Source organism: Rhodoferax sp., from assembly GCF_037143375.1.
Classification (GTDB): Bacteria; Pseudomonadota; Gammaproteobacteria; order Burkholderiales; family Burkholderiaceae_C; genus Rhodoferax.
Genome location: NZ_JBAWYV010000051.1, coordinates 1 through 22,694, shown reverse-complemented (window position 1 = coordinate 22,694; position 22,694 = coordinate 1). Strand labels below are relative to the sequence as shown.

The following is a 22,694-nucleotide window of genomic DNA, read 5'->3' as shown; positions in this document are numbered from 1 at the left end:
ACGGTAAAAAGCTGGCTGAGTTGGCGATCAAGGCCGCGCAAACGCGCCAGAAAGCTGGCCAGAAAGTCGAAAAGCGCAAGGGCTCCGGCGTGGCGGTGCTGCCAGGTAAGTTGACCGATTGTGAGAGCCGCGATCTGGCGCATAACGAGGTGTTTCTGGTCGAGGGCGACTCAGCGGGTGGCAGCGCCAAAATGGGCCGTGACAAAGAGAGTCAGGCCATTTTGCCGTTGCGGGGCAAGGTGCTCAATACCTGGGAGGTGGAGCGTGACCGCTTGTTTGCCAATACCGAAATTCACGATATTTCGGTCGCCATTGGCGTCGACCCGCACGGCCCCAACGACTCGCCCGATTTGAGCGGCCTGCGCTACGGCAAGGTTTGTATTTTGTCGGACGCCGATGTGGATGGCTCGCACATTCAGGTGCTGCTGCTCACCCTGTTTTTCAGGCATTTCCCCAAACTGATTGAAACCGGCCATGTGTTTGTGGCACGACCACCCTTGTACCGGGTCGATGCCCCGGCGCGTGGCAAAAAGCCCGCCTCCAAAGCCTACGCGCTGGACGAAGGTGAGTTGAACGCCATTCTCGACAAACTTCGCAAAGAAGGCGTGCGCGAAACGGCCTGGAGCATCAGCCGTTTCAAAGGTTTGGGTGAAATGAATGCGGTGCAACTGTGGGACACCACCCTCAATCCCGATACCCGGCGCCTGTTGCCCATCACGCTCGGCGGCACCGACTTTGGCCAAACCGAGGTGCTGATGACCAAACTGATGGGCAAAGGCGAGGCCGCCGCGCGCCGTGAGTTGATGGAACTGCACGGCGATGCGGTCGAGCTTGACGTCTGATGTCGGTCCGCCATTCACGCCTTTAATTTAAGCTTAATTGGCCTCTAGCCCCCGTCCTATATTCGTAAGTAGCTATTATTTTTATAGTTAATAACGCATGAAATTGTTTTTTCGCATTTCCCATTGAATTGCATTACCGAGACTGATCCGTTGTTATGAACGACTCCACCACACTCGATATACCCCAGAGTCCGCCGTCTGATGATGGTGGCGACTCACCCAGCTTGGCGACTTACGCCCAACGCGCCTACCTTGAATACGCCTTGAGCGTGGTCAAGGGCCGCGCACTTCCCGATGTGTGCGACGGCCAAAAGCCCGTTCAGCGGCGCATTTTGTACTCCATGTCGCGCATGGGCCTGGGTTTTGGCGGTGCCAACGGCAACAGCGGCGCCAAGCCGGTCAAGTGCGCCCGCGTGGTGGGCGATGTGTTGGGCCGCTTTCACCCGCACGGCGATTCGTCGGTGTATGACGCCGCAGTGCGCATGGCGCAGGACTTTTCCTTGCGCTACCCGCTGGTCGACGGTCAGGGCAACTTTGGCTCGCGCGATGGCGACGGCGCTGCGGCCATGCGGTACACCGAGGCGCGGCTGGCCAAAATCACCAGTTTGTTGCTCGATGAAATTGACGAAGGCACGGTCGATTTCACGCCTAACTACGATGGTTCCACCGAAGAGCCTCGCCAGTTGCCGGCCCGCTTGCCGTTTGCCTTGCTCAACGGCGCCAGCGGCATTGCCGTAGGCTTGGCGACCGAAATCCCCAGCCACAATTTGCGCGAGATCGCCGATGCCTGCGTGTCGCTGATTAAAAACCCCAAGCTCACGCACGATGAGTTGTTGGCCCTGATTCCCGGCCCTGACTATCCGGGTGGCGGGCAAATTACCAGCACCGCAGGCGAGATTGCCGAGACCTATCGCACCGGGCGCGGCTCGCTCAAAGTGCGCGCCCGCTGGAAGATAGAAGAACTGGCGCGGGGCCAGTGGCAACTGGTGGTGACCGAGTTGCCGCCCGGCGTCAGCACCCAGCGTGTGCTGGAAGAAATAGAAGAACTGACCAATCCCAAGGTCAAAACCGGTAAAAAGGCCCTGTCGCTGGAGCAATCCCAGCTCAAGGCCACCGTGCTCTCGGTGCTGGATGTGGTGCGCGACGAGTCCAGCAAAGACGCCGCCGTGCGTCTGGTGTGCGAACCCAAAACCAGCCGCATTCAGCAGCAGGAACTCATCACCACGCTGCTGGCCCACACCAGCCTGGAGACCACGTCGCCGATCAACCTGACGATGGTGGGGCTGGATGGACGACCGACGCAAAAGTCCTTGCGGCAGATGCTGACGGAGTGGATTGAGTTTCGCCAGATCACGGTTGAGCGCCGCTCCAAACACCGGCTCACCAAGGTGCTGGACCGCATCCACATTCTGGAAGGGCGGCAGCTGGTGCTGCTCAATATTGACGAAGTGATTGCCATCATTCGCCAGTCCGATGACCCCAAAGTGGCGTTGATGGCGCGCTTTAACCTGTCGGAGCGTCAGGCCGAAGACATTCTGGAAATCCGGCTGCGCCAGTTGGCCCGGCTGGAAGCGATCAAGATTGAGCAGGAACTGGCAGGACTGCGCCACGAGCAGAAAGGGCTGGAAGATATTTTGGCCAACCCGGCCACACTGCGCCGCTTGATGATCAAGGAGATTGAAGCCGACGCCAAAACCTTTGCCGACCCGCGTCGCACGCTGATTCAGGCCGAGAAAAAAGCCGTGCTCGAAATCAAGGTGGTGGACGAGCCGGTGACGGTGGTGGTGAGCGAAAAAGGTTGGGTACGCGCCCAAAAAGGCTGGGCCAGCGAGCGCGCTGCGGCCACTCCGGCCGAGTTCAGTTTCAAGTCGGGCGATGCCCTGTATGGCACTTTTGAGTGCCGCACGGTGGACACGTTGCTGGTCTTTGGTAATAACGGGCGAGTTTATTCGGTGGCGGTGGCCCAGTTGCCGGGCGCGCGCGGCGATGGTCAGCCCATCACCTCGCTGCTCGAACTCGAAGCCGGCACGCAGGTGGCGTATTACTTTGCCGGCAACGCCAGCGCCTCGCTGTTGTTGAGCAGTTCGGGCGGCTACGGCTTTATGGCCAGCGTGGAAAACATGACGTCCAAGTTCAAGGCCGGCAAAGCCTTTGTGACCTGCAACGCGGGTGAGGTTTTGTGTCAGCCGTCGCCTGTAGCCAACAGCGCCGGCCCAGTGCCCTTGGTGCCTGCCACGCATGTGGCGTGTGCCTCCACAGGCGGACGCATTTTGACGTTCGAGATTACGGCACTCAAAACCATGGCCACTGGCGGTCGTGGTTTGATGTTGATTGATCTGGAAGACAAAGACACGCTGGCCGGTGCTGCTGCCTACACCCGCAGCGTGAAGATTGAAGGTATCGGCCGTGGCGGCAAGGAACGCGACGAAACGCTGGAGATTCGCAGCCTCAACAACGCCCGGTCCGTGCGTGGCCGCAAAGGCAAGGCGGCAGATCTGGGCTTCAAACCCGCGAAGATCACCCGTGTGGAGTAAACGAGGCTTTCAACGGGGTTGAACTTCGTGAAGTTCTGTCAGAGTGATGAGCGCGGCCAGCACCTGGTGTTTGAAACCGATCCGGGCGTTGCCAACGCCATCGCCGCCGTTGAGGATCAATTGCTGGAGATATTCAACGCAGTCACGGTGGCCCCAGAAGATTTCAATGGCTTTTCTGATACGTTCATGGTGGGCGCCAATGATTTCCATTTGCCGGTCAATGCGCGCTTGTCGCGGAATTTCAGCCAGTGACATGGGTCGGGTGTCCATGAAGTCATCGATATCGATGAGGTCGGGAAAACCGATGACTTTGGCTTGATTCATGGTTTAACTACGCGCATGGGTGCCAGCATCAGGGTTTTTGACTTAGTTCTTTTTCTATAGATGCAACGAGGGATGGGTTGTCAGGTCCAACATCGCTAGGGAAACTTGTGATCATCTTGCCGCTGCGGTCAATCAGATACTTGTGAAAGTTCCATTGGGGTGATTTTCCAGTGACTTTGGCCAGTGAAGCGTAGAGCGGGTTGCGGTTCGTTCCGGAGACCACGGACTTCGAAAACATCGGAAACTTGACGCCATAAGTGTTGAAGCAAAAGTCAGCTATTTCCTTGCTGGAGCCAGGTTCCTGCTTGCCAAAATCGTTAGAGGGAAAGCCCAGTACCACTAATCCCTTCGACTGGTATTTGGCATACAACGCTTCGAGTCCCTCGTATTGACTGGTGAAGCCGCAGAAGCTGGCGGTATTTACCACCAAGGTTACTTTGCCGGCGTATTGACACAGGTTTTGTGGCGCCTCATCCTGCAGTCTATTGAATTGTTGCTGCAGGATGGCCGGACAGGCGGTTGGCGCTGGTGTTTGTGCCATGGCTTCGGTCGCTGTACCGAAGGCGCTCATGAAGCCTAGTAAAACAGAAGCGGTGATTTGAAATTTTTTCATAGGTCGTTATTCATTTGCATGTTGGTAGGAGTCACCTGCTGTGCCGGTGTCCCAGACCTTTTCAATGCTGCGCCGGTCACGTTTGGTGGGGCGCCCATGTTCAATGGCCTGAGCTGGCTCAGGGTGTAGACGTCGATGCTCTGTGGCAAGTTCCCGAATTCGAATACTTTCGGGTGTTTCCAGGTACAACTGTTGCGCTACAGGGGCCGAGCCCCGTTGGTGGTTAATGCCTTGAACCGTGATGGTTCGCACAACCTGGCCTTGTCGAATGACCACGGTATCGCCAATTTTGACTTCGCGCGAGGGCTTTGCATCTTGTCCATTGGCTTGAACCCGCCCTTTAACGATCTCTTCGGTCGCAAGAGAACGTGTCTTGTAAAAGCGTGCGGCCCACAGCCATTTGTCAATTCGAAGTCGTTCCATGGGGGCATATTTTGCCCCAGCGACTGATCAAAACAAGTAGAAAAAATTTGCTTAGGCTCAATAAGAACCGATGTAATCCTTTTTGCCGACTTCAACACCGTTGTGACGCAGGATGGCGTAAGCCGTGGTGGTGTGGAAAAAGAAGTGCGGCAAGCCGTAATTGAAAAGATAAGACTGACCAGTAAAACGCTTTTCCTTCGGGGTGCCTGCCTGAGTGACTATTTCACGCGTGGCCGCTTCCTCGAATTGGGCGGGGTCCAGACCCGTCAAGAATGCCAGCACAGCATCAATGCGAGCTTGCAGGTCGGCAAAGGTTACCTCGGTGTCGGCTATTTTGGGCACTTCGACACCCGCCAGTCGTGCTGAAACACTCTTGGCAAAGTCAGAAGCGACTTGCACTTGGCGCAATAGCGGGAACATGTCTGGGAACAAGCGGGCTTGCAGCAGCGCATTGGGGTCGATCTTTTTATCGGCGGCGTGCGCTTCGGCTTTGCTCAGCACTACTTTCAAGCCTCCCAGCATTTGTTTGAAAACGGGAATGGAGGCGGTATAAATTGCGGAGGTCATGGGTACTTTCGATGGAGAAGCCGCGAATTCTCGCTTGATTCAAGCACCCATGCTTCGGGCAGGCTATTGCCCGAAGGACACTTAAGCGATCGCCGCCAAGCGCCACAGTGAGGTTACTTCCCGCGCGCGGGCATCGTGCAGGGCGTCGCTGGTGTCGGCCACTTTGGCGTGTTGCGGCTTGGCGTCGATGCGGCTCACCACCTTGAGGCCGTTGCTCTCAAATGCGGCCAGCAGTTCTTCGCGGGTGCGCAAGCCCAGGTGTTCGGCCAGGTTGGACAAGATCAGCCAACCTTCACCTTTGGGTGCGAGATGGGCAGTTAAACCTTTCAGAAAGCCTGCCAGCATGCGGCCACCTTCGTCGTACACCGAGTGCTCCAACGGTGAGCTGGGGCGCGCTGGAATCCACGGCGGGTTGCACACGATGAGCGATGCACGGCCTTCAGGAAAAAGATCGGCCTTGACGACTTGCACCTGCTTGCCATAGCCCAGTTTTGCGAGGTTGTCACGTGCGCAGGCAAGCGCCCGCTGATCCATGTCCGTGGCCACGACCTGGTCAACACCTCGACGCACCAGCACGGCTGACAGGACGCCGGTACCGGTGCCAATGTCAAAGGCCACCAGTGTGGCCTGGCCTGCCAGTTTCTTGGGCAAGTGAACCGTAGCCACGAGGTGGATGTATTCGCCCCGCACCGGCGAGAAAACGCCGTAATGCGGGTGAATACGGTTGTTAGGGCCTTCGCCCAGCGCTTCAATCTCGACGCCAACACGGCGCCATTCGTGGGCGCTGGTGATTCCCAGCAACTCGCGCAGGGAAGCCACTGAGTTGCCCGCTGCTTCATTCACTGCACCCCAAGCATCAGCGATGGCGACTTTTGCATCGGGCGCGCGGCGCAGGGGAATACTGTAGTCGGCGTTGAACGGGATCAGCACCATGCCGAGCATGCGGGCGCGTTGCGACTGGGCCAGACGGTGCTTGTGAAAAGCCTCTGACACGGGCACCACTTCGGCCGCTTTTTTGCGTTTGCGGGTAGGCACGTTGTCGGCGCGCCGCGCCAGCGCTTGCAGCAATTGTTTGGCGTTTTGAAAATCGCCGCGCCAGAGCAGGGCGGTGCCTTCGCAGGTCAGGCGATAAGCGGTGTCGGCGGTGGTGGTGTCGTCGGCCAACACGACTTTTTTGGGTGGCGGTGCGCCGCGTTCTGAGCGCCAAAGCGCTGTTTTCTCTTCACCCGCTTCGGTCCAGCGGATCACGGGCTGGGTGGTGGAGAGGGGGGCCGTGGTGGCGATGGGCGTTGAATTAGGCATGAGCTCGAGTAAACACAAAAAAATGGATAACAAGTGTTTTAACAGATAGGCGTTGCTCCCCGGCGTTTACTTGCGCACTGGAGTGCTGATACTTGGTCCAAAGGGGCGAGTTGGACGCCTTCCAATTCTGGCTGAAACGGCGAAAGTTACGCGAAATGCAGCGTGCCATTGCGACCGGAAGCCTTGGCTTGATAGCCAGACTTATCGATATGCCGCTAGTCGTATTAAATTAGATGCTATATTATTAATAGCTTCTTGCGCAATGACTACGGGGGTTATAGCCGTATTTTATGCATAATTTGTGCCGCTAGCTTACTTGCCAGCCCCGCTCAAAGTTTGGCAGGCGGCAACGCCTCGAAGAAATTCGATGAGTCCCCGGTCCGCCTGCAACCGGGCAACCAGAGCGACCGCTTGTGTGGTGTCGCGCGTAGCACCAATGTCCACTTGCAGACTGGTCGACTCCTGGTACAGACGCTGTGCGTTTCGTTTGGGCACCAAGGGTCGCATCGCCTCGATGCCGTAACGCATGCGCTTGGCCAGGATTCGAACGCGGTGTTGGTCTTCGGGGGTATCGATATTTTTCAGGGCGCGATGCAACTGGTCATGCAGGCGGGTCAGTCGCCGTTGGGTCCAGTGGCGCAGGGACTCTTTGGCGGCAGGCCCTGTTTTTGGGGTGGGCTTGGTACTTGGCAATGCTTCCAACCACTGGGTGGTGGCCAACAGGCAGGCTCCTAGCAAGGGCTCCTGGAGGGCGTACCGCACCGCTTTGCGTTGCAAATCAGACGCCAAGGTCATAGCCGCTGTCATTTCATCCCAGGTTTGACCCCTGCGTACATCACCTGCCACAAAAGCATTGGCCAGCGGTGGCAGGGTTTCAGTTAGTGCGACGTCCAGGTCGCGCAACTCGCTCAGACAAGACAGCAGTGGTTCCAGTGCTTGCCAGGATGGCACCGACTCAGCCGCCAGGATGGGTCTGAAAAGACGCCGGGCACTTTTAAAACGACGCCATCCGATGCGGGCCTGGTGCACCACCTCGGGGTCGTCAGAAGTCAGCAGTGCGTTCAGGTTGGCGGTAAAGTGCCCAAACATGTCGAGTAAAACCCGCTGGGCGGTTTCAAGTAATGACAGGTCAGCACTTAACTTGGGGGCTTGTGCGCGGATTGGCAGGGCGAGGCTGCCTTGGGCCAGCGCGTAGCCGCGCTCTGCCTTGCTCATGGCAGAGGGTAAAACGGCGATGCTGCGCGAAATTTGCTGGGCAATCTCAAACAGGGCGGCGGGCGAGCCCGAGATCAGTTCGAGTTCCAGTTCGCACAGGGGCGTGCGCTTGTCACCGGTTTCAATTTGTCCGATGTCCAGTGCCACCTCCACCACACTGCCATCACGTTTTCGCACCAACCAACTGGTACGCTCGAAATCGGTCACAAAGTGGGGTTGCAGCGCTTGAAATACGTGGCCCGCGGGGTCGATGTCAGTCCACGGCGTGTCTTTGAGGGCGCGCTTTGACAGCACCGGGCTGGTCACGGGCGACTCCCATTCGCCGCGTTGGGTCAGGGCCGAGTTGCTGCTGCCCCCGGTCTTGAGGGTTTGCAGCCACTGCGGTTTTTCGTCACTGTCCACGCGGCGCAAGCGCAGGGCGATGCGCTGCTGGCGCAAGAACTGCTCTGGCGTGTCGAAATAAATGTTGTGTAAAAACTGGTGCTTGGCTGTGCGACGCGCCAAAACAGGCGAGCGGGCCAGTCGTTTGGCCAGACTCGCCGGGTCGGCGGTGGGCAGCGCCAGCTTGAGTTCAATTTCTTGCGTTTTTGGGGCGGCTGAATGGGGTTTCATGGCGCTGATTGTCCCTGCGTTATTGCTGTATTTCAACGAGCCATTGTCGAACCTGCTCGGCAACCCAGCGCCCATCATCTAACGGCAGATCATGGCCGGCATCTGGGTGCAAGCGCATTGCGCATTGCCATTGAGTGGCCAGTTTTTTTGAGCATTCGACAGACACCAGTTCATCCTGTTCGCTGGCAAGTATCAAAGTGGGTGTCACCGGCTTGACGGTTGGGGCTGAGAACCGTGCCGCTGCCAGCAACTGATTGAGCGCATTGGCGCGCGACACCGGGCGCTCCTGCCGCAGTGCCTGCCAAAGCACCAGAATAGATTCATCTGCCCTGTGGCTCGTCAGGTGCAGAATGGTGCGCTCCCACACCTCTGGCGTGGCACCCAGCAAGGCCAGTCGCATGAGCGTCGCGTAGTTTTTTGGCTGCAATCGCTGGTAAAACGGACTGAAGGGCCGCAGGCTGGTGTTGATCAACACTTGGGCGGTCACCTCTTGCGGGTAGGCGTGAGACCATGCCACGGCGACCATGGCACCCAGCGACATGGCCAGCACTTGGTAGGGCGGCGCCAACTGGCGTGCAGCCAGTTCTGCCCGGCAGTGGGTCACCATGTCGTGGACGTTGCGCGGGCTGCGCTGCTGGTTGAGTGAGCCGTTGCCCGGCAGGTCGACCAGCGCTACCGCGTGGCCGGGCAGGGCGTTTTGAAACTGCGCCACGAAGTCGCCCCAGTGACGGCTTTCGCGGGTGAGTCCACGGAGAAATACCCAAGTGCTCATGATGGGCTAATACCAATCCTGCAGCGCCTGGGCGTGGTGCTGGGCTCGGGTTTCGTGGCTGGGCAGCCAGAGCGGGTGACCACACGCGGCGCGTGATAAAAAATCCAGCAACAGCTGGTGCTGGCGCAGCACCCGTTGCTGCCGGTGTTCAATGAGGGGGTTGAAAATGCCGTGGCGAGAAAAAAGCTGACGCGGGTTCTTTTTCACCCACAGCCAGGAGCCCATTTCCAGGGTGAGCGGTAAGAAGATGCGCTCAGTCTGGGTCAGAGACTGCAGGTACAAATAATCCCATAAGTCACCGTGCGCCAGGTATTGCAAGCTCTGGGGCTCAATGATGTAACGGTGGTGGCTGTTGGACTGAATAAAAATGTTTTTCAGCGCGTGCATCTCCGCCAGGTGGGCAATGGGCGCGCGCTTGTGCGCAAAGGGAAACCAGAGCCGGTCACGGGCTCCAAATCCAGAGTGGCAATCTACCGATAAGCTGAATTTCCGGTTCAGCAACTCGTTTTGCACCACCTCACATACCGCCTGATTCTCAATTTCCATGGGTTTGGATTTCGCACCGCGGTACCAGGGCAGCCCCGCGCTGAGTCGCTGCCCACCGACCAAAAATGGCACCGGATCACGTGCCTCCACCGGGGCATTGCGCATCAGGTCGACGCCGTTGGGGTTGGCGCGGGTGCCCAGCGCCATGCCACCGGGGTTCACGATCGGCATAAAAATCAGGCGCACCGATTCGAGTTGCTTGTGCAGGGTACTGTCCCATTGCAGACGCATCACCAGGCTTTGTAAATAAGCAATCACCACTTCGGTGCCGATGCGCTCCAGGCCATGAACGCCGCCAAAATAACCCACCGCTGGCACGTCGGGGCTGGGGTTGCCGAGTGAGATTAGATGAACCGGGAGGCTACTGCCGTTTCGCAGTGATACGTTGCAGGCGACGCGTGATTCCAGCCAATCGGCACCTAGTTCAATGATGCGTTGCAGCGCATCCAGTTCGGGGAGTTTGGTTTGGGTCACACAGGCCTGGGGCGCGTTGATGCAAGACGTTCAACTTGGCTTAAAGCATACAGGCGCCATGGCGACGGGAGCAAGCTTTTAGGGGATGGGCGTCGTAATTTGGCACTGACATGAAGGTGTCATACACCGGCGTTAACTTCTTCCAATCTTGAACTACCGACCCCTGCGCGGTCAACACCATGTTGCACAAAGCTGCTTTTTTTCGTGCGCTAGCCATTCCAGCTTGTTTGCTTTGGGGTGTGATGGAATTTTTCGCCCTGCAAAGGGCACGCTTGGTGAGTCGTCGCCGGTCGTTTTAGGTCGTAGAGGCGGCGTTATTGGCGAAATGCCCCGTCGTCGAATGCGGCGTTAAATGTGTTTGAATCCTCCTCAACTTGCTGTGCACAGGCTTCAGAAGCCGCCAAAAGTTGTTCGCACCAATCGGTGTGCTGGCCAAAGCTAATCAACTCATCTGAGATGGCAGAACCCTCTCGCCCTGAGCTTCTTAATTGCGACCAAGCCACGATCTTGCCCATGGTCTGGATGGATTGCTTGAGTGCATCTATGGACTGGCACGCGTGGTCCAGAGAAATGCGGTCTTCAGAGGGTTGCAAGTCTCGCAGCACATAAGGACCGTTGTCCAGATGTACCGGGTGCAGGAAGGCCATCGAAACGGCCTGAAAGCGGCGTTGAATAGCCACACCCCGATGCGCATGTGTCTCCCATTTTGGTTGCTTGGTACTCAGGTAGGGTACGAGTGAGGATGGCAGCGATTGTTTGAGGTCGAGCAGGTAGTTGCCATCGTTGCCCCCTTTGCCTTTGACCAAAATGACATAACGCTCTACGCCCAGGCTACCCGTACCGGCTATACGGCGTGCAACATCCCGCACTTCGTAGAAATCCGGGTTGGTTTGGGTCTTGGCAAACACGGCTAAAAAGTCTTCAACCGATGCGCGCTGCTTTTTGGACGGTTCAAGCGCTTTTTTTCCATCGATCAAAATCAGTCGTTTCTTGCCTTTGGTTTGGGTGCGGCTGTCAAGAAAGTCACCTCTTTCGCGGCTCCTTAACTCATCCAGCAGTTGGCCGATCAGTCCCTGGGATGTGTCACGCTCGACCCAATAGGCTTTTCCGTGAGCCAGTGAATCGCAATACGATTCGAGGAATACCTTGCACAAGGTAGCAGCTTCCGATCGACTTAGTGAAAGGCTTTCAGCCCCTACCCAGATGCTGGTGAGCATGCGCAACAAATCCCAGCTGGCAGGGGCCAAGACCGATTCATCAAAGTCGTTGACGTCAAAGTAAGCCAGCCGGTTGTCGCCCTTGTAGCTGCCAAAATTTTCAAGGTGCAGATCGCCACAAACCCATGTCAGAGGTGCCGACTTGAAAATGCTTTCGTCTGGCAATTGGCCGTAAAAAAGGTGGCAGCTTCCCCGCATAAATACAAACGCGTTGCTTCGCATCTTGCTGTATTTTATTTTCAGTCGCTCAGGGTCGCGTCCCGCATTGAAAGCTTGAATTTGATGAATCACAGAATAACGGTCAGAGAGTTGTACGAGCCAGGTCGGAGGGAATAACTTAAACTGAAATTATCGCCAGTGCCGGTGGCCCCGATAGCCGCCAAAGCCCAAATCCAGTTGAATGCCAACCGGCGAGTAGTAGGGTGGCGCGTAGTAACCAGGATAAACCGGTTGCATCACCACAACATTGGCAGGGGGGGCATACACGGGTTGCGCATAGGTCAAGTTTTCTGGGGGTGGGGCCATTTGAGCACTGGCGCCCACTGGGCTGATTTGAAGACGAATCGTGGGGCCTGGGTCATTCGGCATTTGTACCGCATATTGCTTGCCGGCATATTCATAGACCACGTTGAAGGCAACGGGGCGGCTTTCAAAAAACGTCTGCATCGAACACCGTTGAACGTTTTGAACCTGGGTCAGGGGTGCGCCCTCCACACGATCGCCCACAATGGCCCCGCCCATGATGCCGATCATGGTGGCTGCGGCTTTCCCGCCGCCATTGCCGATGGCATTGCCTATGGCGCCCCCGGCGATAGCACCCATCACGGCTCCCGCGCCTGATTTGGGTTGCTGCACTGCCACCTGATCTGTGGTGCAAACCTGCCGCGGCACACTGACCTGCTGAATGATGGGTGTCGTAGAAATAACTCGCCCCAATTCTTGCGCCAGACCCCAGTCGCAGGACACCAAAGCGACTGATATAAAAAGTAGTTTTTTCATGCTTTGCACCTTGAGAAAATTTTCATTGATTGGATTATGTTTATTTCGAGCCTTCAACGGGGGTGAAGTTCGGTGAATTGGGTGTAAAGATCTTCAGATACAGGTGGTTTCGGCTGGATAAAATAATAAGACAAGCGGTCGGGCAGGTCATTCATGATGATCCGATTGATTTTTCGTCGATCACACTGGAGTAGGAATCATGATAAAAATCGAACAACGCAATCTGGAACGTTTTCCGATTGAGCTTCAGCCCGATGGCGTGGTGGTCTTGCGGACGACGGATGCCCGCCATCCGATCCATGTCATCAGGGATATTTCAAACTCAGGCATCAGCTTTTACTTGAGTCACAGCGTGGTCGAATCCTCGCGGGTGGCGATCGAATACGCCGACCCTAAAGTGAAGATCGAGGTGTATGGCCGAGTTGCTTGGTGCAAGCCACGAACCGAAGGGACGCAGGAAGACCTTGACAAGGCCATGTTCGTGATGGGGGTTGAACTGCTCAGCCCCATGATGTTGTTTGCGATGTTGCAAAAGCATTAAACGGTGTTGATCGGGTTTGCTCATGAAACTTTTTATTGTGCCTCTGCTTCTTTATGCTTTGGCCGCCACAGCGAATACCTGTGACTCGGGACAGCGGCAGTCACCTATTGACATCACGGCCACCGCGCGCCAAAAACTGCCCGCCTTGACCTTTGATTACCGAGCAGCGCCTCTGAAAATTGCCGATGACGGTCATACAGTTCGGGTGCGCTTTGGCAATGGAAGCCAGTTGCACATTGGCAACCAGCGCTACACCTTGCAGCAGTTTCACTTTCATACGCCAGGGGGCGACCGCATTGCAGGTGAAGAGTTTCCGATGGCCGCCCACTTGTTGCACAAGAGTCAATCTGGGCAATTGTTGGCGCTGGTGGTGCTGCTTAGGGTGGGCGCTGAAAATCCGCTGCTTAACTCGCTGCTGCCGCTGATTCCTGTGAAGGCCGACGGCGACCACATGCCAGCGGGTGTCATGGTCGATGCCAATGGATTGTTGCCCGCGAGTCGAGGTTATTACCGTTACGCGGGTTCGCTGACGGCGTCACCTTGCACCGAAGGCGTCGATTGGATCGTTCTGAAACAGCCTCTGGAACTTTCCGCAGCCCAACTGGCACAGTACCGCAAACGGTTTGCCGACAACGCGCGGGCCGTTCAACCGGTGCATCAGCGGATTGTTCTTGAAAGCCTTTGATAACTCTCACTACTGGATGATGTTGAACCGAGCTAACTTGCTATAAGTCAAGGTTTTGAGGGTTTCAGTGTCGAATAATTCTGCTTGGCCAAGTTGGCTTTTGACTCTGTATTCCAAGGAATTTTTATGACCCTTCAGTCTCCTGAACGCTTCAAGGCGACTCTGATCACCGCTTGTATTGGCCTTATGGCCCTTGCTTCGCCGGTATTGACCACTGCACAGGCCGCAAGCCCAGTGCAAAAGGCGGATAAATCAACCGGTATCGAAGTTACGGTGACGCCCGAGATGACGGGTGCCGGCATCGTTAGCAGTGGCGTTACCTTGCCGCCCATTCCGCCTGTCACGGGCAACCGTACCAATCCGGTGGCATCCTGGGGCAAGCCCTTGCCATACCCCATTGTGATTGCTGATCGGCGCAACAACCGCCTGATCGAAATTGCCCCCGATAAAAGCATTGTCTGGGAGTTTCCGTCGCCTAGCTTGAAGGTTTACCGGGGCAATGAAGACGTCAACTTCTCTGCCGACGGCAAACAACTGGCCGTAAGCGAAGAAGACAACTTTGATGTTCATATTGTTGATTACGAAAAGAAGTTGTTGACCTGGACCTATGGCACGCCCGACCACCGTGGCAAAGGCGACAACCTGCTGAATTACCCCGATGACGCGCATTTGCTCGCCGATGGCAAGTTCATCACCGCTGATATTCGCAATTGCCGCATTGTCATCATCGACCCCCAGACCAATAAAGTGGTCACCCAATGGGGCACACCGGGCAAGTGCAAGCACAACCCGCCGCATGAATTGGCCCACCCGAACGGCGCCACCCCGATGGCCAATGGCGACTTGCTGGTGACCGAAATCAGCGATGCCTGGATTTCGCGCATCACCCGCGAGGGCAAGGTGCTGTGGAGCGTCAAGGCGCCCAATGTGCATTACCCGTCAGATGCTTTCCCGACGGTGGACGGCAAACAGATCATCGTGGCCGACTTCTGGAAACCCGGACGCGTCGTGATTTTTGACCCCGTCACACGCAAAGTGACGTGGGAATATTTTCACAAAGACGGCGACATGGCGCTCGACCATTCCTCGATTGCCCGCGAATTGCCCGATACCGGCGACATTTTGGTAGTGGATGACTTAAACGACCGCGTCATGGTGATCGACCGAAAAACCAAACAAATCATCTGGCAATACGGCGAAAAGGGCAAAAAAGGGTTTACTCCCGGACTGCTGAACTACCCGGATGGCTTTGACATCGACGTGTTTCGCGACTGGAAAAACGCCAAGCGCAAATAAAAAAGCCACCCTGCATACAAAAATGCGGGGTGGCTTTTTGGGCGGCTAGGCTAGCCCGCCCTGAGTGCTTACAAATTGTCGGTAAAGCTGCGCAGCTTGTCTGAGCGCGATGGGTGCTTGAGTTTGCGCAGCGCCTTGGCTTCAATTTGGCGAATCCGCTCGCGCGTCACGTCGAACTGCTTGCCCACTTCTTCCAGGGTGTGGTCGCTGGTCATCTCGATACCAAAACGCATGCGCAACACTTTGGCCTCGCGGGGCGTGAGGCTGTCCAGAATGTCCTTGACAACATCGCGCAAACCGGCCTGCATCGCGGCTTCCATCGGCGCGGTGTTGGCGCCGTCTTCAATGAAATCGCCCAAGTGGCTATCGTCATCGTCGCCAATCGGGGTTTCCATCGAGATCGGCTCTTTTGCGATCTTCATGATCTTGCGGATCTTGTCCTCAGGAATCTCCATGCGCTCGGCCAACACGCTGGCATCGGGCTCAAAACCAAACTCTTGCAAGTGCTGGCGGCTGATGCGGTTCATCTTGTTGATGGTTTCGATCATGTGCACCGGGATGCGAATCGTGCGGGCCTGGTCTGCAATAGAGCGTGTGATGGCCTGACGAATCCACCAGGTGGCGTAGGTCGAGAATTTGTAGCCGCGACGGTATTCAAACTTATCTACGGCTTTCATCAAGCCGATGTTGCCTTCCTGAATTAAATCCAGGAACTGCAGGCCGCGGTTGGTGTATTTTTTGGCGATCGAGATGACAAGGCGCAAGTTGGCTTCGATCATCTCTTTCTTGGCTGCACGAGACGAGTATTCACCCGCGTTCATGCGCTTGTTGATGTCCTTGAGTTGGTCCAGAGGCACCACCACTCTGGATTGCAAGTCTGTCAGCTTTTGCTGCAAGTCTTGCACCGGTGGGATGTTGCGGCTCATGACCGCGCTCCAGGGCTTGCCAGCGGCCGCCTGCTTTTCGATCCACTTGAGGTTCAACAACTGGCTTGCAACCTTGTTGCCATTCTTGTCACGACCACTGAAGTCGGCAATAAAGTTCTCTTGTGAGTAACCGCATTTATCCACAATGATGCGACGCAGTTCACGCTCTTTCTTGCGAACGTCGTCGACTTGGGCGCGCACCATGTCGCATAGTTTTTCAATCGCTTTGGCGGTAAAGCGGATCGACATCAACTCTTCGCTCAACAGTTTTTGAGTCTTGATATAGCTCGGTGTGCCGTAGCCTTCTTTTTCATAAGTTTTGTGAATCTTGTCGTGCAGTTCACGCAGCTTGTCGAAACGGGTCAGCGCATCGCGCTTGAGTTCTTCCAGCTTTTTAGTCAGCGCTTTGGAGCCGCCTTTGCCATCGTCATCGTCCGCGGCATCGAACTCGTCGAAGTCTTCTTCGGCCACGTAATCGTCGGCCTCGTTGGGGTTGGAGAAACCGTCTACGATGGTGGTGATGATGACCTTGCCTTCGCGGATATCTTCGCCCAGACGCAAGATTTCAGCAATGGTGGCGGGGGAAGCCGAAATGGCTTCCATCATGGCCATCAAACCGCCTTCAATACGCTTGGCAATTTCAATTTCGCCTTCGCGGGTTAGCAACTCGACCGTACCCATTTCGCGCATGTACATGCGCACGGGGTCAGTGGTGCGGCCAAATTCGCTGTCAACGGTCGACAGGGCTGCCTCGGCTTCTTCCTCTGCTTCTTCCTCCGTTGCTGCAGTGGAGACATTGTTGTTGAGCAACAGCGTCTCAGCATCGGGTGTTTGCTCGTAAACCGCCACGCCCATGTCGTTGAGCATGGAAATCACGACTTCGAGGGTCTCGGCGTCCACCAGTTTGTCGGGAAGGTGATCAGAGATTTCGCCGTGCGTCAGGTAACCACGGGTCTTGCCCAATTTGATCAGTGCCTTGAGGCGCAAACGACGCTTGGCAATGTCTTCTTCAGACAGCACTGTTTCGTCAAGACCAAACTCTTTCATCAGCGCGCGCTCTTTGGCTTTGCTGATTTTCATGCGCAGTGGTTTTACTTTTTCACCTGGTGCAACCACTGGCTCTTCGCCTACCAAGTCCGCTTCGATGTCGGACATGTCCATGTCATCACCACCTCCAGAATCGCTGGCCGTCTTGGGCTTGCGACCGCGCTTTGCTCCTGCTTTGGCGGGAGCTTCAGACTCTGTTGCTGCGGCTTTGGGCGGGCGGCCGGGTTTTTTCTTGACTGCAGCACCTGCCTTGAGAAGGGCGTCGGCGGCTTCTTGCAGTTGAAGGGCTTTAGATTTGATGACGGGAGACTTGGTAGCGGGCACTGTTTCGACTTTCTTCTCGGGCTTCTTGGTAGCGGTTTTGGCTGCCACAGCGACAACGACCTTGGGGGGCGTCGTCTTGGAAGCCGATTTGACGGCAACCTTGGTGGCAGTCTTTGCTGCGGACTGGACAGGCTTCTCGGACTTTTGAACAGGCATGTAAAAACCTCAGGATTTCAAAAAAAGACAGAATGAACAGGCGCCGCAGGGTGACCGGCGCGGTTTTTAGGTGACAGAGGAAAAAAATCCTAAGTGGCAAGATGTGAGGGCGAACATTTGGGATGCAGTCCTTGCGGTAGGGTAGCCGGTCGTGAACGATGTCAACGTTTGGCGGGGCCCGGAGGTGCTGCTGTCGCTCTTGCCGAAAAACAACCTTGGATTATACCTTCAGTCTTGAAGGTCCTCATTTGGCTGGCGGTCAATTTGGTCTTGGCAGTTCAATCGATTAGATCTGGCGACCTTACTCAGCTTGGGTGAGTGCTGATTGAATGGCTCGACGACGCGTGTAAAACTCACGGTAACGCAACAAGGCGGTCGGGTCGGCCTTGGACGCTTCGAGTGCTTCGGTTTCTTGTGCCGTTAACCGGTCAATCAGCATGCGGTCGAGCAGATTACGCAATTCTGCAGCCGATTCCCCGCTATCGTCTTGCTCCGCCATTTCGTCAGCGGCCATCAGTCGAACGGCGAGTGCTTCACCTTCGTGGTCACGCAAACCTTCGCGCAAGGCGACCCAAGGTTGGGGCCCATGCTCGTGCAGTTGACCTTCTAGCCAGGCAAATAGCGGACCGTGCGGGGTTGGCAACTCGCATAGCATGGTGTGGTCTTCGGCCGACAAGACGTCGAGCGCAGCCATGTCGCCCAGCAGAATTCGGGCGGCGTGATCAGCACGGCTTGCAGGTAAAACTCTGCTTCCCAAGCGTGGTCTGGATTCAAATTTTTTACGGAAATTCTGGTTGTAGCCCCCGTATTCATTGCCTATATCATTATCTTTTTTATAGCGTTTCTGTTTTTCAAGATCTTGTCCGGCTGGCTTGGGTGTCCATAGATCGGTTAACTCGCGGCTGGCCAATTGCACTGAATCGGCAATTTCAGTCAGCAGTTGTCGTTTCAGCGCACCATCTGGCAGTTGCATCCACAGCGGTTTGGCGTTACTTGCCATATGGGCGCGGCCTTCTGCGGTATTCAGGTCGCAGCCTTCACGAGCGGAGTCAATCAAAAAACGGCTCAGTGGCACTGCTTCGCTGACGTAGCGGGCGAAAGCATCCTTGCCATAGGCGCGAATAAAACTGTCTGGGTCGTGCTCGGTGGGCAAGAATAAAAACTTGACGCTGCGCACATCGGTCGCAAAGGGCAGGGCGCCATCAAGCGCCTTACGTGCGGCACGGCGTCCCGCAGTGTCGCCATCAAAACTGAACACCACCGAATCAGTGAAGCGAAACAGCTTTTGCACATGCTCGGTGGTGCAAGCTGTACCCAGGGTGGCTACCGTGTTGGGGAATCCAAGTTGGGCAAGGGCCACCACATCCATATAACCCTCGGTGACCAGTGCGTAACCCAGGTCGCGCAGCGCGTTACGGGCTTCAAACAGACCGTACAGCTCGCGTCCTTTGCTGAAAACAGGGGTTTCCGGTGAGTTGAGGTACTTGGGCTTGTCGTCGCCGAGCACACGGCCACCAAAACCAATGCATTCGCCTTTGACGTTGCGGATGGGAAACATGACCCGGTCACGGAATCGGTCATAGCGCTTTTCTTCACCCGATTCGTCATCAACATTCAGGATTACCAGACCACTTTCGACCAAAAGTGGGTCGTCATAGTTCGGGAACACGCTGGCCAAACTACGCCAGCCCTCGTGCGCATAGCCCAGGCCAAATTGCTTGGCAATTTCGCCCGACAGTCCGCGACCCTTGAAGTAATCGATTGCTTTGGTGGAGTCTTTCAGGTTTTTTTTGAAGGCATCAACGGCTTTTTCCAGTACGTCAGTCAGCGTGTGTTGCTTTTCGCGTTGCTCGACAGCGCGAGCCCGGTCTTGTGGACTGGCGTCATCTTCCGGTACTTGCATGCCATATTGCTGTGCCAAGTCTTTGACGGCCTCGACAAAGGTCATGCCTGCATGCTCCATCAAAAAGCTGATGGCATTGCCGTTTTTGCCACAGCCAAAGCAATGGTAAAACTGTTTGGCAGGGCTGACAGAAAAAGAGGGCGACTTTTCACCATGAAAAGGGCACAAACCCATGAAATTGGCACCGCCTTTTTTGAGTTGCACATAGCGACCCACAATCTCCACCACGTCAGCGCGAGCGATCAACTCCTGTATAAATGTTTGGGGAATAGACATGGGGTGATTGTAGAAACACCAGATTCAACTTGTGGCTCAATCGCCCATCACCACGCCCTCGCGCCGGGGATCGGCCCCACCAAAAAAGCCGGTGGGGGTGCGTTGAATGGCTTGCAGGCCACTGGTCATGTTGATTTCTTGTACGTCATGACCCCGCTTTTTAAGATTGGCAATCGTCTCTGGTGGAAAGCGGTTTTCTTCCAAAAGGGTCGGCCCATTGAGAGATGCGAAATTGGGAAGGTTGATGGCTTCCTGGGTGTTCAAGCCCCAGTTCAAAAACCCGTACAACGTCTTGGCTGTGAAATGAATGATGAGTGCGCCGCCCGGGCTTCCTGCACTCATCACGACTTGCCCGGTTGCTTTGTCAAATACCAAAAGGGGTGACATTGAGGATCGGGGTCGTTTACCCGCTTGCACGCGGTTGGCAATCGGTGTGCCGTTAGCATCGGTCGGAGCGAAACTGAAGTCGGTGAGTTCGTTGTTGAGCAAAAATCCACCTGCAAGTCCAACTCCCCGGTTCACCATCATTCGTGCGCCCCAACCATCTTCAATGGTGCTTGTCATGGCGAGCGCGTTGCCCTGGGCATCAATGATAGACAGGTGCGAGGTGCCGTATTCAGGCTGTTCAGGCATGGGCGCAAAGCTGCTCACGGTCTGTTCTGGTATCCCGGGCGTGGCTAACTTCATGCTCTTCGCATTTGGGGTCGAATCGATCAACTGGCTGCGTTTGGCCAGATAGTCTGGTGCAATAAGACTAAGCCAGTTGCCCGTTGGTGCTGTCACAAAATCCGGGTCGCCTACGTATTGCGCCCGATCGGCAAAGGCCAATCGGGATGCTTCAGAGTAAAGATGCAGCCAATCCGCGCTGGGAATGAGTCCTTGGCGGACCAACTCCGGGTTGAGTTTTGCGGCGGGAGTATTGTTCAAAATGCCCAGAATTTGGGCAATGGCAATCGTGCCCGAACTGGGCGGTGGCATGCCACAGATGCGGTAATCTTTTCTAGCGGTTGCTTTTGGTTTGGGCGGCTGGGGTGTGTAGTCAAAGCAAAGCGGCGTGCGTATCTTGGCTTGGTAGTTGGTCAGGTCGCTCATGGACAACTGCCCAGGATGAAAAGGGTTGTTTTTAACCTTGTTAACCATAGCTTGCGCCATGTCGCCCTCCATGAGAGCCAGAGAACCCCCGTTAGCGATACGTCTGAAAACGTCTGCCAACTCAGGATTCTTTAGTAGATGACCGATAGGCCAGGCTAGGCCGAAAGGGTCATAAAAATAAGCCGTCGCTACCGGGTCTTTTTTAAGATGGACTTCACTATTGAGTAATGTGTTCATGCGCGCGCTCACCTGAAAGCCACCATCAGCCAACTCAATGGCCGGATTGAACAACTGGGCCCATGGTAGCTTTCCATGGCGTTGATGCGCCATCTCCAGCATGCGCAGTGTTCCAGGTGCGCCGACAGAACGGCCACCCAGCACACCTTCCATAAAAGGAATTGGTTTACCTTGGTCGCCCAAAAATAGTGTTTCAGTTGCCGTGGCTGGCGCGGTTTCCCGCCCATCAAAAGCCTCGACATCTTTACCGTTGAAATGAATCAGGAATGCACCGCCTCCGAGACCACTGGACTGTGGCTCAACCAAAGTCAGAACCATCTGAGCAGCGATGGCCGCATCTACTGCGCTGCCTCCTGCTTTAAGTATTTGATAGCCTGCATTGGTGGCCAATGGGTTGGCAGCGGCCACTGCGAATTTTGAAGCATGCCATCCCGTTTTGGCGCTATAGCCTGAGGCGCCTTCTGGCTGGACGGAGGTAATGTGCTTAATGTCGCCCTGATTGGCGCAGCCTGTGGTGAGTAGTACTGCCAGTAATGCGAGAGCTGGGAACTTCATGGGCTACTCCGTAGATTAGGAGCGCCCATGTTATTTCAGATGTCGTGGACTCAGCGTGGGGCCATGCGAATGGCGCCGTCCAGTCGAATTACTTCGCCGTTGAGCATGTCGTTCTCAAAAATATGCAGCGCGAGTTTGGCGTAGTCCTGGGGTGTGCCCAGACGAGAGGGAAAAGGTACGCTGGCGGCCAACGAGTCTTGCACGTCTTGGGGCATTCCAAACATCATAGGGGTGCCAAAAATGCCGGGGGCGATGGTCATGTTACGAATGCCATTGCGTGCCAGATCGCGCGCAATGGGGAGCGTCATCGCAACGATTCCACCTTTGGATGCGCTGTAAGCCACCTGTCCCATTTGACCGTCATAGGCCGCCACAGATGCCGTGGAGATCATTACGCCTCGTTCGCCGGTGCTTTCAGGATCGTTTTTGCACATGGCCTCGGCCGCCAGGCGCATCATGTTGAAGCTGCCCACCAAGTTGACGGTGATGCATTTGGTAAAGCCGCCCAAGGAGTGAGCGCCGTTTTTGCCGACGGTTTTCTCGGCAGGCGCGATGCCTGCGCAATTAACCAAACCCATAAGTTTGCCCAAGGAAACGGCTTTGGCAACCACGGCTTGGCCGTCTGCTTCGTTGCTCACATCGCATTTGACAAAAGCGCCGCCGATTTCTTTGGCAACGGCTTCGCCTTTTTCGACTTGCATATCAGCGATGACCACGGTGCCACCCTTGGCTGCCAGCATTCGGGCAGTGCCTTCGCCCAATCCCGACGCGCCGCCTGTGACGATGAATACTTTGCCTGCGATGTCCATGTTTATCTCCAGAATTAATTGACGTTAACGTAAACGTCAATTATGGCGTATTCGTCATTTATCGATAGTCGCTAAAATTAATGGTTAGATGAGGTTGGAATTAGCGCTATAATTTGAGGCTTAGATTAAATCTAAAGGCGCATAGCTCAGCTGGTTAGAGCACCACCTTGACATGGTGGGGGTCGTTGGTTCGAGTCCAATTGCGCCTACCAAATAACTCCTTCAAAATCAACAACTTACGATAGGTTGGCGGTTTTGGGGGACTTTCCAGGGACTTATTTTTAGGCGTTACGTATTCGAGTAGGTAGTCCAGGTTTTTTATCAAATTGATTACCCTGTGTGCCCCTATATATTCGAGTCCAATTGCGCCTACCAACTTTCTCGGATGAAGATGACCAGTCTTCATC

At 55.6% G+C, this 22,694-nt stretch carries 19 protein-coding genes and 1 tRNA gene; 6 read left to right on the top strand and 14 right to left on the bottom strand.

Translation table 11 applies throughout. From position 1 onward, the window contains the following. Both WCG50_RS09855 and parC read left to right on the top strand, forming a co-directional pair. Positions 1-842 (top strand): toprim domain-containing protein (locus WCG50_RS09855; protein ID WP_336899424.1); only part of this gene is annotated, 842 nt, incomplete at its 5' end. A 155-nt stretch (positions 843-997) separates the two neighbouring features. Next, positions 998-3,376: a DNA topoisomerase IV subunit A gene (gene parC, locus WCG50_RS09850; protein WP_336899423.1), complete on the top strand. Its 2,379-nt coding sequence runs from the start codon at positions 998-1,000 to the stop codon at positions 3,374-3,376. A gap of 9 nt (positions 3,377-3,385) precedes the next feature. On the opposite strand, the gene WCG50_RS09845 is transcribed toward parC, so the two are convergent. From WCG50_RS09845 to WCG50_RS09800, 10 genes are all read right to left on the bottom strand, one after another. Beyond that, complete coding sequence (locus WCG50_RS09845; RefSeq protein WP_336899422.1) at positions 3,386-3,700, bottom strand: hypothetical protein; 315 nt, start codon at positions 3,698-3,700, stop codon at positions 3,386-3,388. Positions 3,701-3,728: 28 nt separating this feature from the next. Continuing rightward, positions 3,729-4,271: a glutathione peroxidase gene (locus WCG50_RS09840; RefSeq protein ID WP_336899425.1), complete on the bottom strand. Its 543-nt coding sequence runs from the start codon at positions 4,269-4,271 to the stop codon at positions 3,729-3,731. Between the two features lie 48 nt (positions 4,272-4,319). Beyond that, complete coding sequence (locus tag WCG50_RS09835) at positions 4,320-4,736, bottom strand: RNA-binding S4 domain-containing protein (RefSeq protein ID WP_336899421.1); 417 nt, start codon at positions 4,734-4,736, stop codon at positions 4,320-4,322. A gap of 57 nt (positions 4,737-4,793) precedes the next feature. After that, positions 4,794-5,303 carry a DUF1993 domain-containing protein gene (locus WCG50_RS09830; RefSeq protein ID WP_336899420.1) on the bottom strand — a complete coding sequence of 170 codons (510 nt, stop codon included), beginning with the start codon at positions 5,301-5,303 and terminating at the stop codon, positions 4,794-4,796. A gap of 81 nt (positions 5,304-5,384) precedes the next feature. Further along, positions 5,385-6,605, bottom strand: a complete 1,221-nt coding sequence (locus WCG50_RS09825) for a class I SAM-dependent methyltransferase (protein WP_336899419.1) — start codon at positions 6,603-6,605, stop codon at positions 5,385-5,387. Positions 6,606-6,917: 312 nt separating this feature from the next. Then, positions 6,918-8,432 carry a CHAD domain-containing protein gene (locus WCG50_RS09820; RefSeq protein WP_336899418.1) on the bottom strand — a complete coding sequence of 505 codons (1,515 nt, stop codon included), beginning with the start codon at positions 8,430-8,432 and terminating at the stop codon, positions 6,918-6,920. Between the two features lie 19 nt (positions 8,433-8,451). After that, positions 8,452-9,204, bottom strand: coding sequence for an alpha/beta hydrolase (locus WCG50_RS09815; protein ID WP_336899417.1), 753 nt, complete (start codon positions 9,202-9,204; stop codon positions 8,452-8,454). Positions 9,205-9,210: 6 nt separating this feature from the next. After that, the gene (locus tag WCG50_RS09810) at positions 9,211-10,224 is read right to left on the bottom strand and encodes a M14 family zinc carboxypeptidase (RefSeq protein ID WP_336899416.1); all 1,014 of its coding nucleotides are present in this window, start codon (positions 10,222-10,224) and stop codon (positions 9,211-9,213) included. A gap of 314 nt (positions 10,225-10,538) precedes the next feature. Then, on the bottom strand, positions 10,539-11,732 hold the full coding sequence (locus WCG50_RS09805; protein ID WP_336899415.1) for a DUF2252 family protein: 1,194 nt from the start codon (positions 11,730-11,732) through the stop codon (positions 10,539-10,541). A gap of 57 nt (positions 11,733-11,789) precedes the next feature. Then, positions 11,790-12,440, bottom strand: a complete 651-nt coding sequence (locus WCG50_RS09800; RefSeq protein WP_336899414.1) for a hypothetical protein — start codon at positions 12,438-12,440, stop codon at positions 11,790-11,792. 199 nt (positions 12,441-12,639) lie between these two features. Between WCG50_RS09800 and WCG50_RS09795 the strand changes: the two genes are divergently transcribed. From WCG50_RS09795 to WCG50_RS09785, 3 genes are all read left to right on the top strand, one after another. Continuing rightward, complete coding sequence (locus WCG50_RS09795; protein WP_336899413.1) at positions 12,640-12,981, top strand: PilZ domain-containing protein; 342 nt, start codon at positions 12,640-12,642, stop codon at positions 12,979-12,981. A gap of 22 nt (positions 12,982-13,003) precedes the next feature. Beyond that, a complete protein-coding gene (locus WCG50_RS09790; RefSeq protein ID WP_336899412.1) occupies positions 13,004-13,666 on the top strand; it encodes a carbonic anhydrase family protein in 663 nt (220 codons plus the stop codon). A 126-nt stretch (positions 13,667-13,792) separates the two neighbouring features. After that, positions 13,793-14,962, top strand: a complete 1,170-nt coding sequence (locus WCG50_RS09785) for a hypothetical protein (protein ID WP_336899411.1) — start codon at positions 13,793-13,795, stop codon at positions 14,960-14,962. A 68-nt stretch (positions 14,963-15,030) separates the two neighbouring features. On the opposite strand, the gene rpoD is transcribed toward WCG50_RS09785, so the two are convergent. From rpoD to WCG50_RS09765, 4 genes are all read right to left on the bottom strand, one after another. Continuing rightward, on the bottom strand, positions 15,031-17,415 hold the full coding sequence (rpoD, locus tag WCG50_RS09780) for an RNA polymerase sigma factor RpoD (RefSeq protein ID WP_336899410.1): 2,385 nt from the start codon (positions 17,413-17,415) through the stop codon (positions 15,031-15,033). Positions 17,416-17,716: 301 nt separating this feature from the next. After that, positions 17,717-19,594, bottom strand: a complete 1,878-nt coding sequence (gene dnaG / locus WCG50_RS09775) for a DNA primase (protein WP_336899409.1) — start codon at positions 19,592-19,594, stop codon at positions 17,717-17,719. Between the two features lie 36 nt (positions 19,595-19,630). Next, complete coding sequence (locus tag WCG50_RS09770; protein WP_336899408.1) at positions 19,631-21,478, bottom strand: gamma-glutamyltransferase family protein; 1,848 nt, start codon at positions 21,476-21,478, stop codon at positions 19,631-19,633. Between the two features lie 50 nt (positions 21,479-21,528). Continuing rightward, on the bottom strand, positions 21,529-22,287 hold the full coding sequence (locus tag WCG50_RS09765) for a 3-hydroxyacyl-CoA dehydrogenase (RefSeq protein ID WP_336899407.1): 759 nt from the start codon (positions 22,285-22,287) through the stop codon (positions 21,529-21,531). Positions 22,288-22,422: 135 nt separating this feature from the next. Between WCG50_RS09765 and WCG50_RS09760 the strand changes: the two genes are divergently transcribed. Continuing rightward, positions 22,423-22,499, top strand: a tRNA-Val gene (locus WCG50_RS09760). The last annotated feature ends 195 nt before the right edge of the window (positions 22,500-22,694 follow it).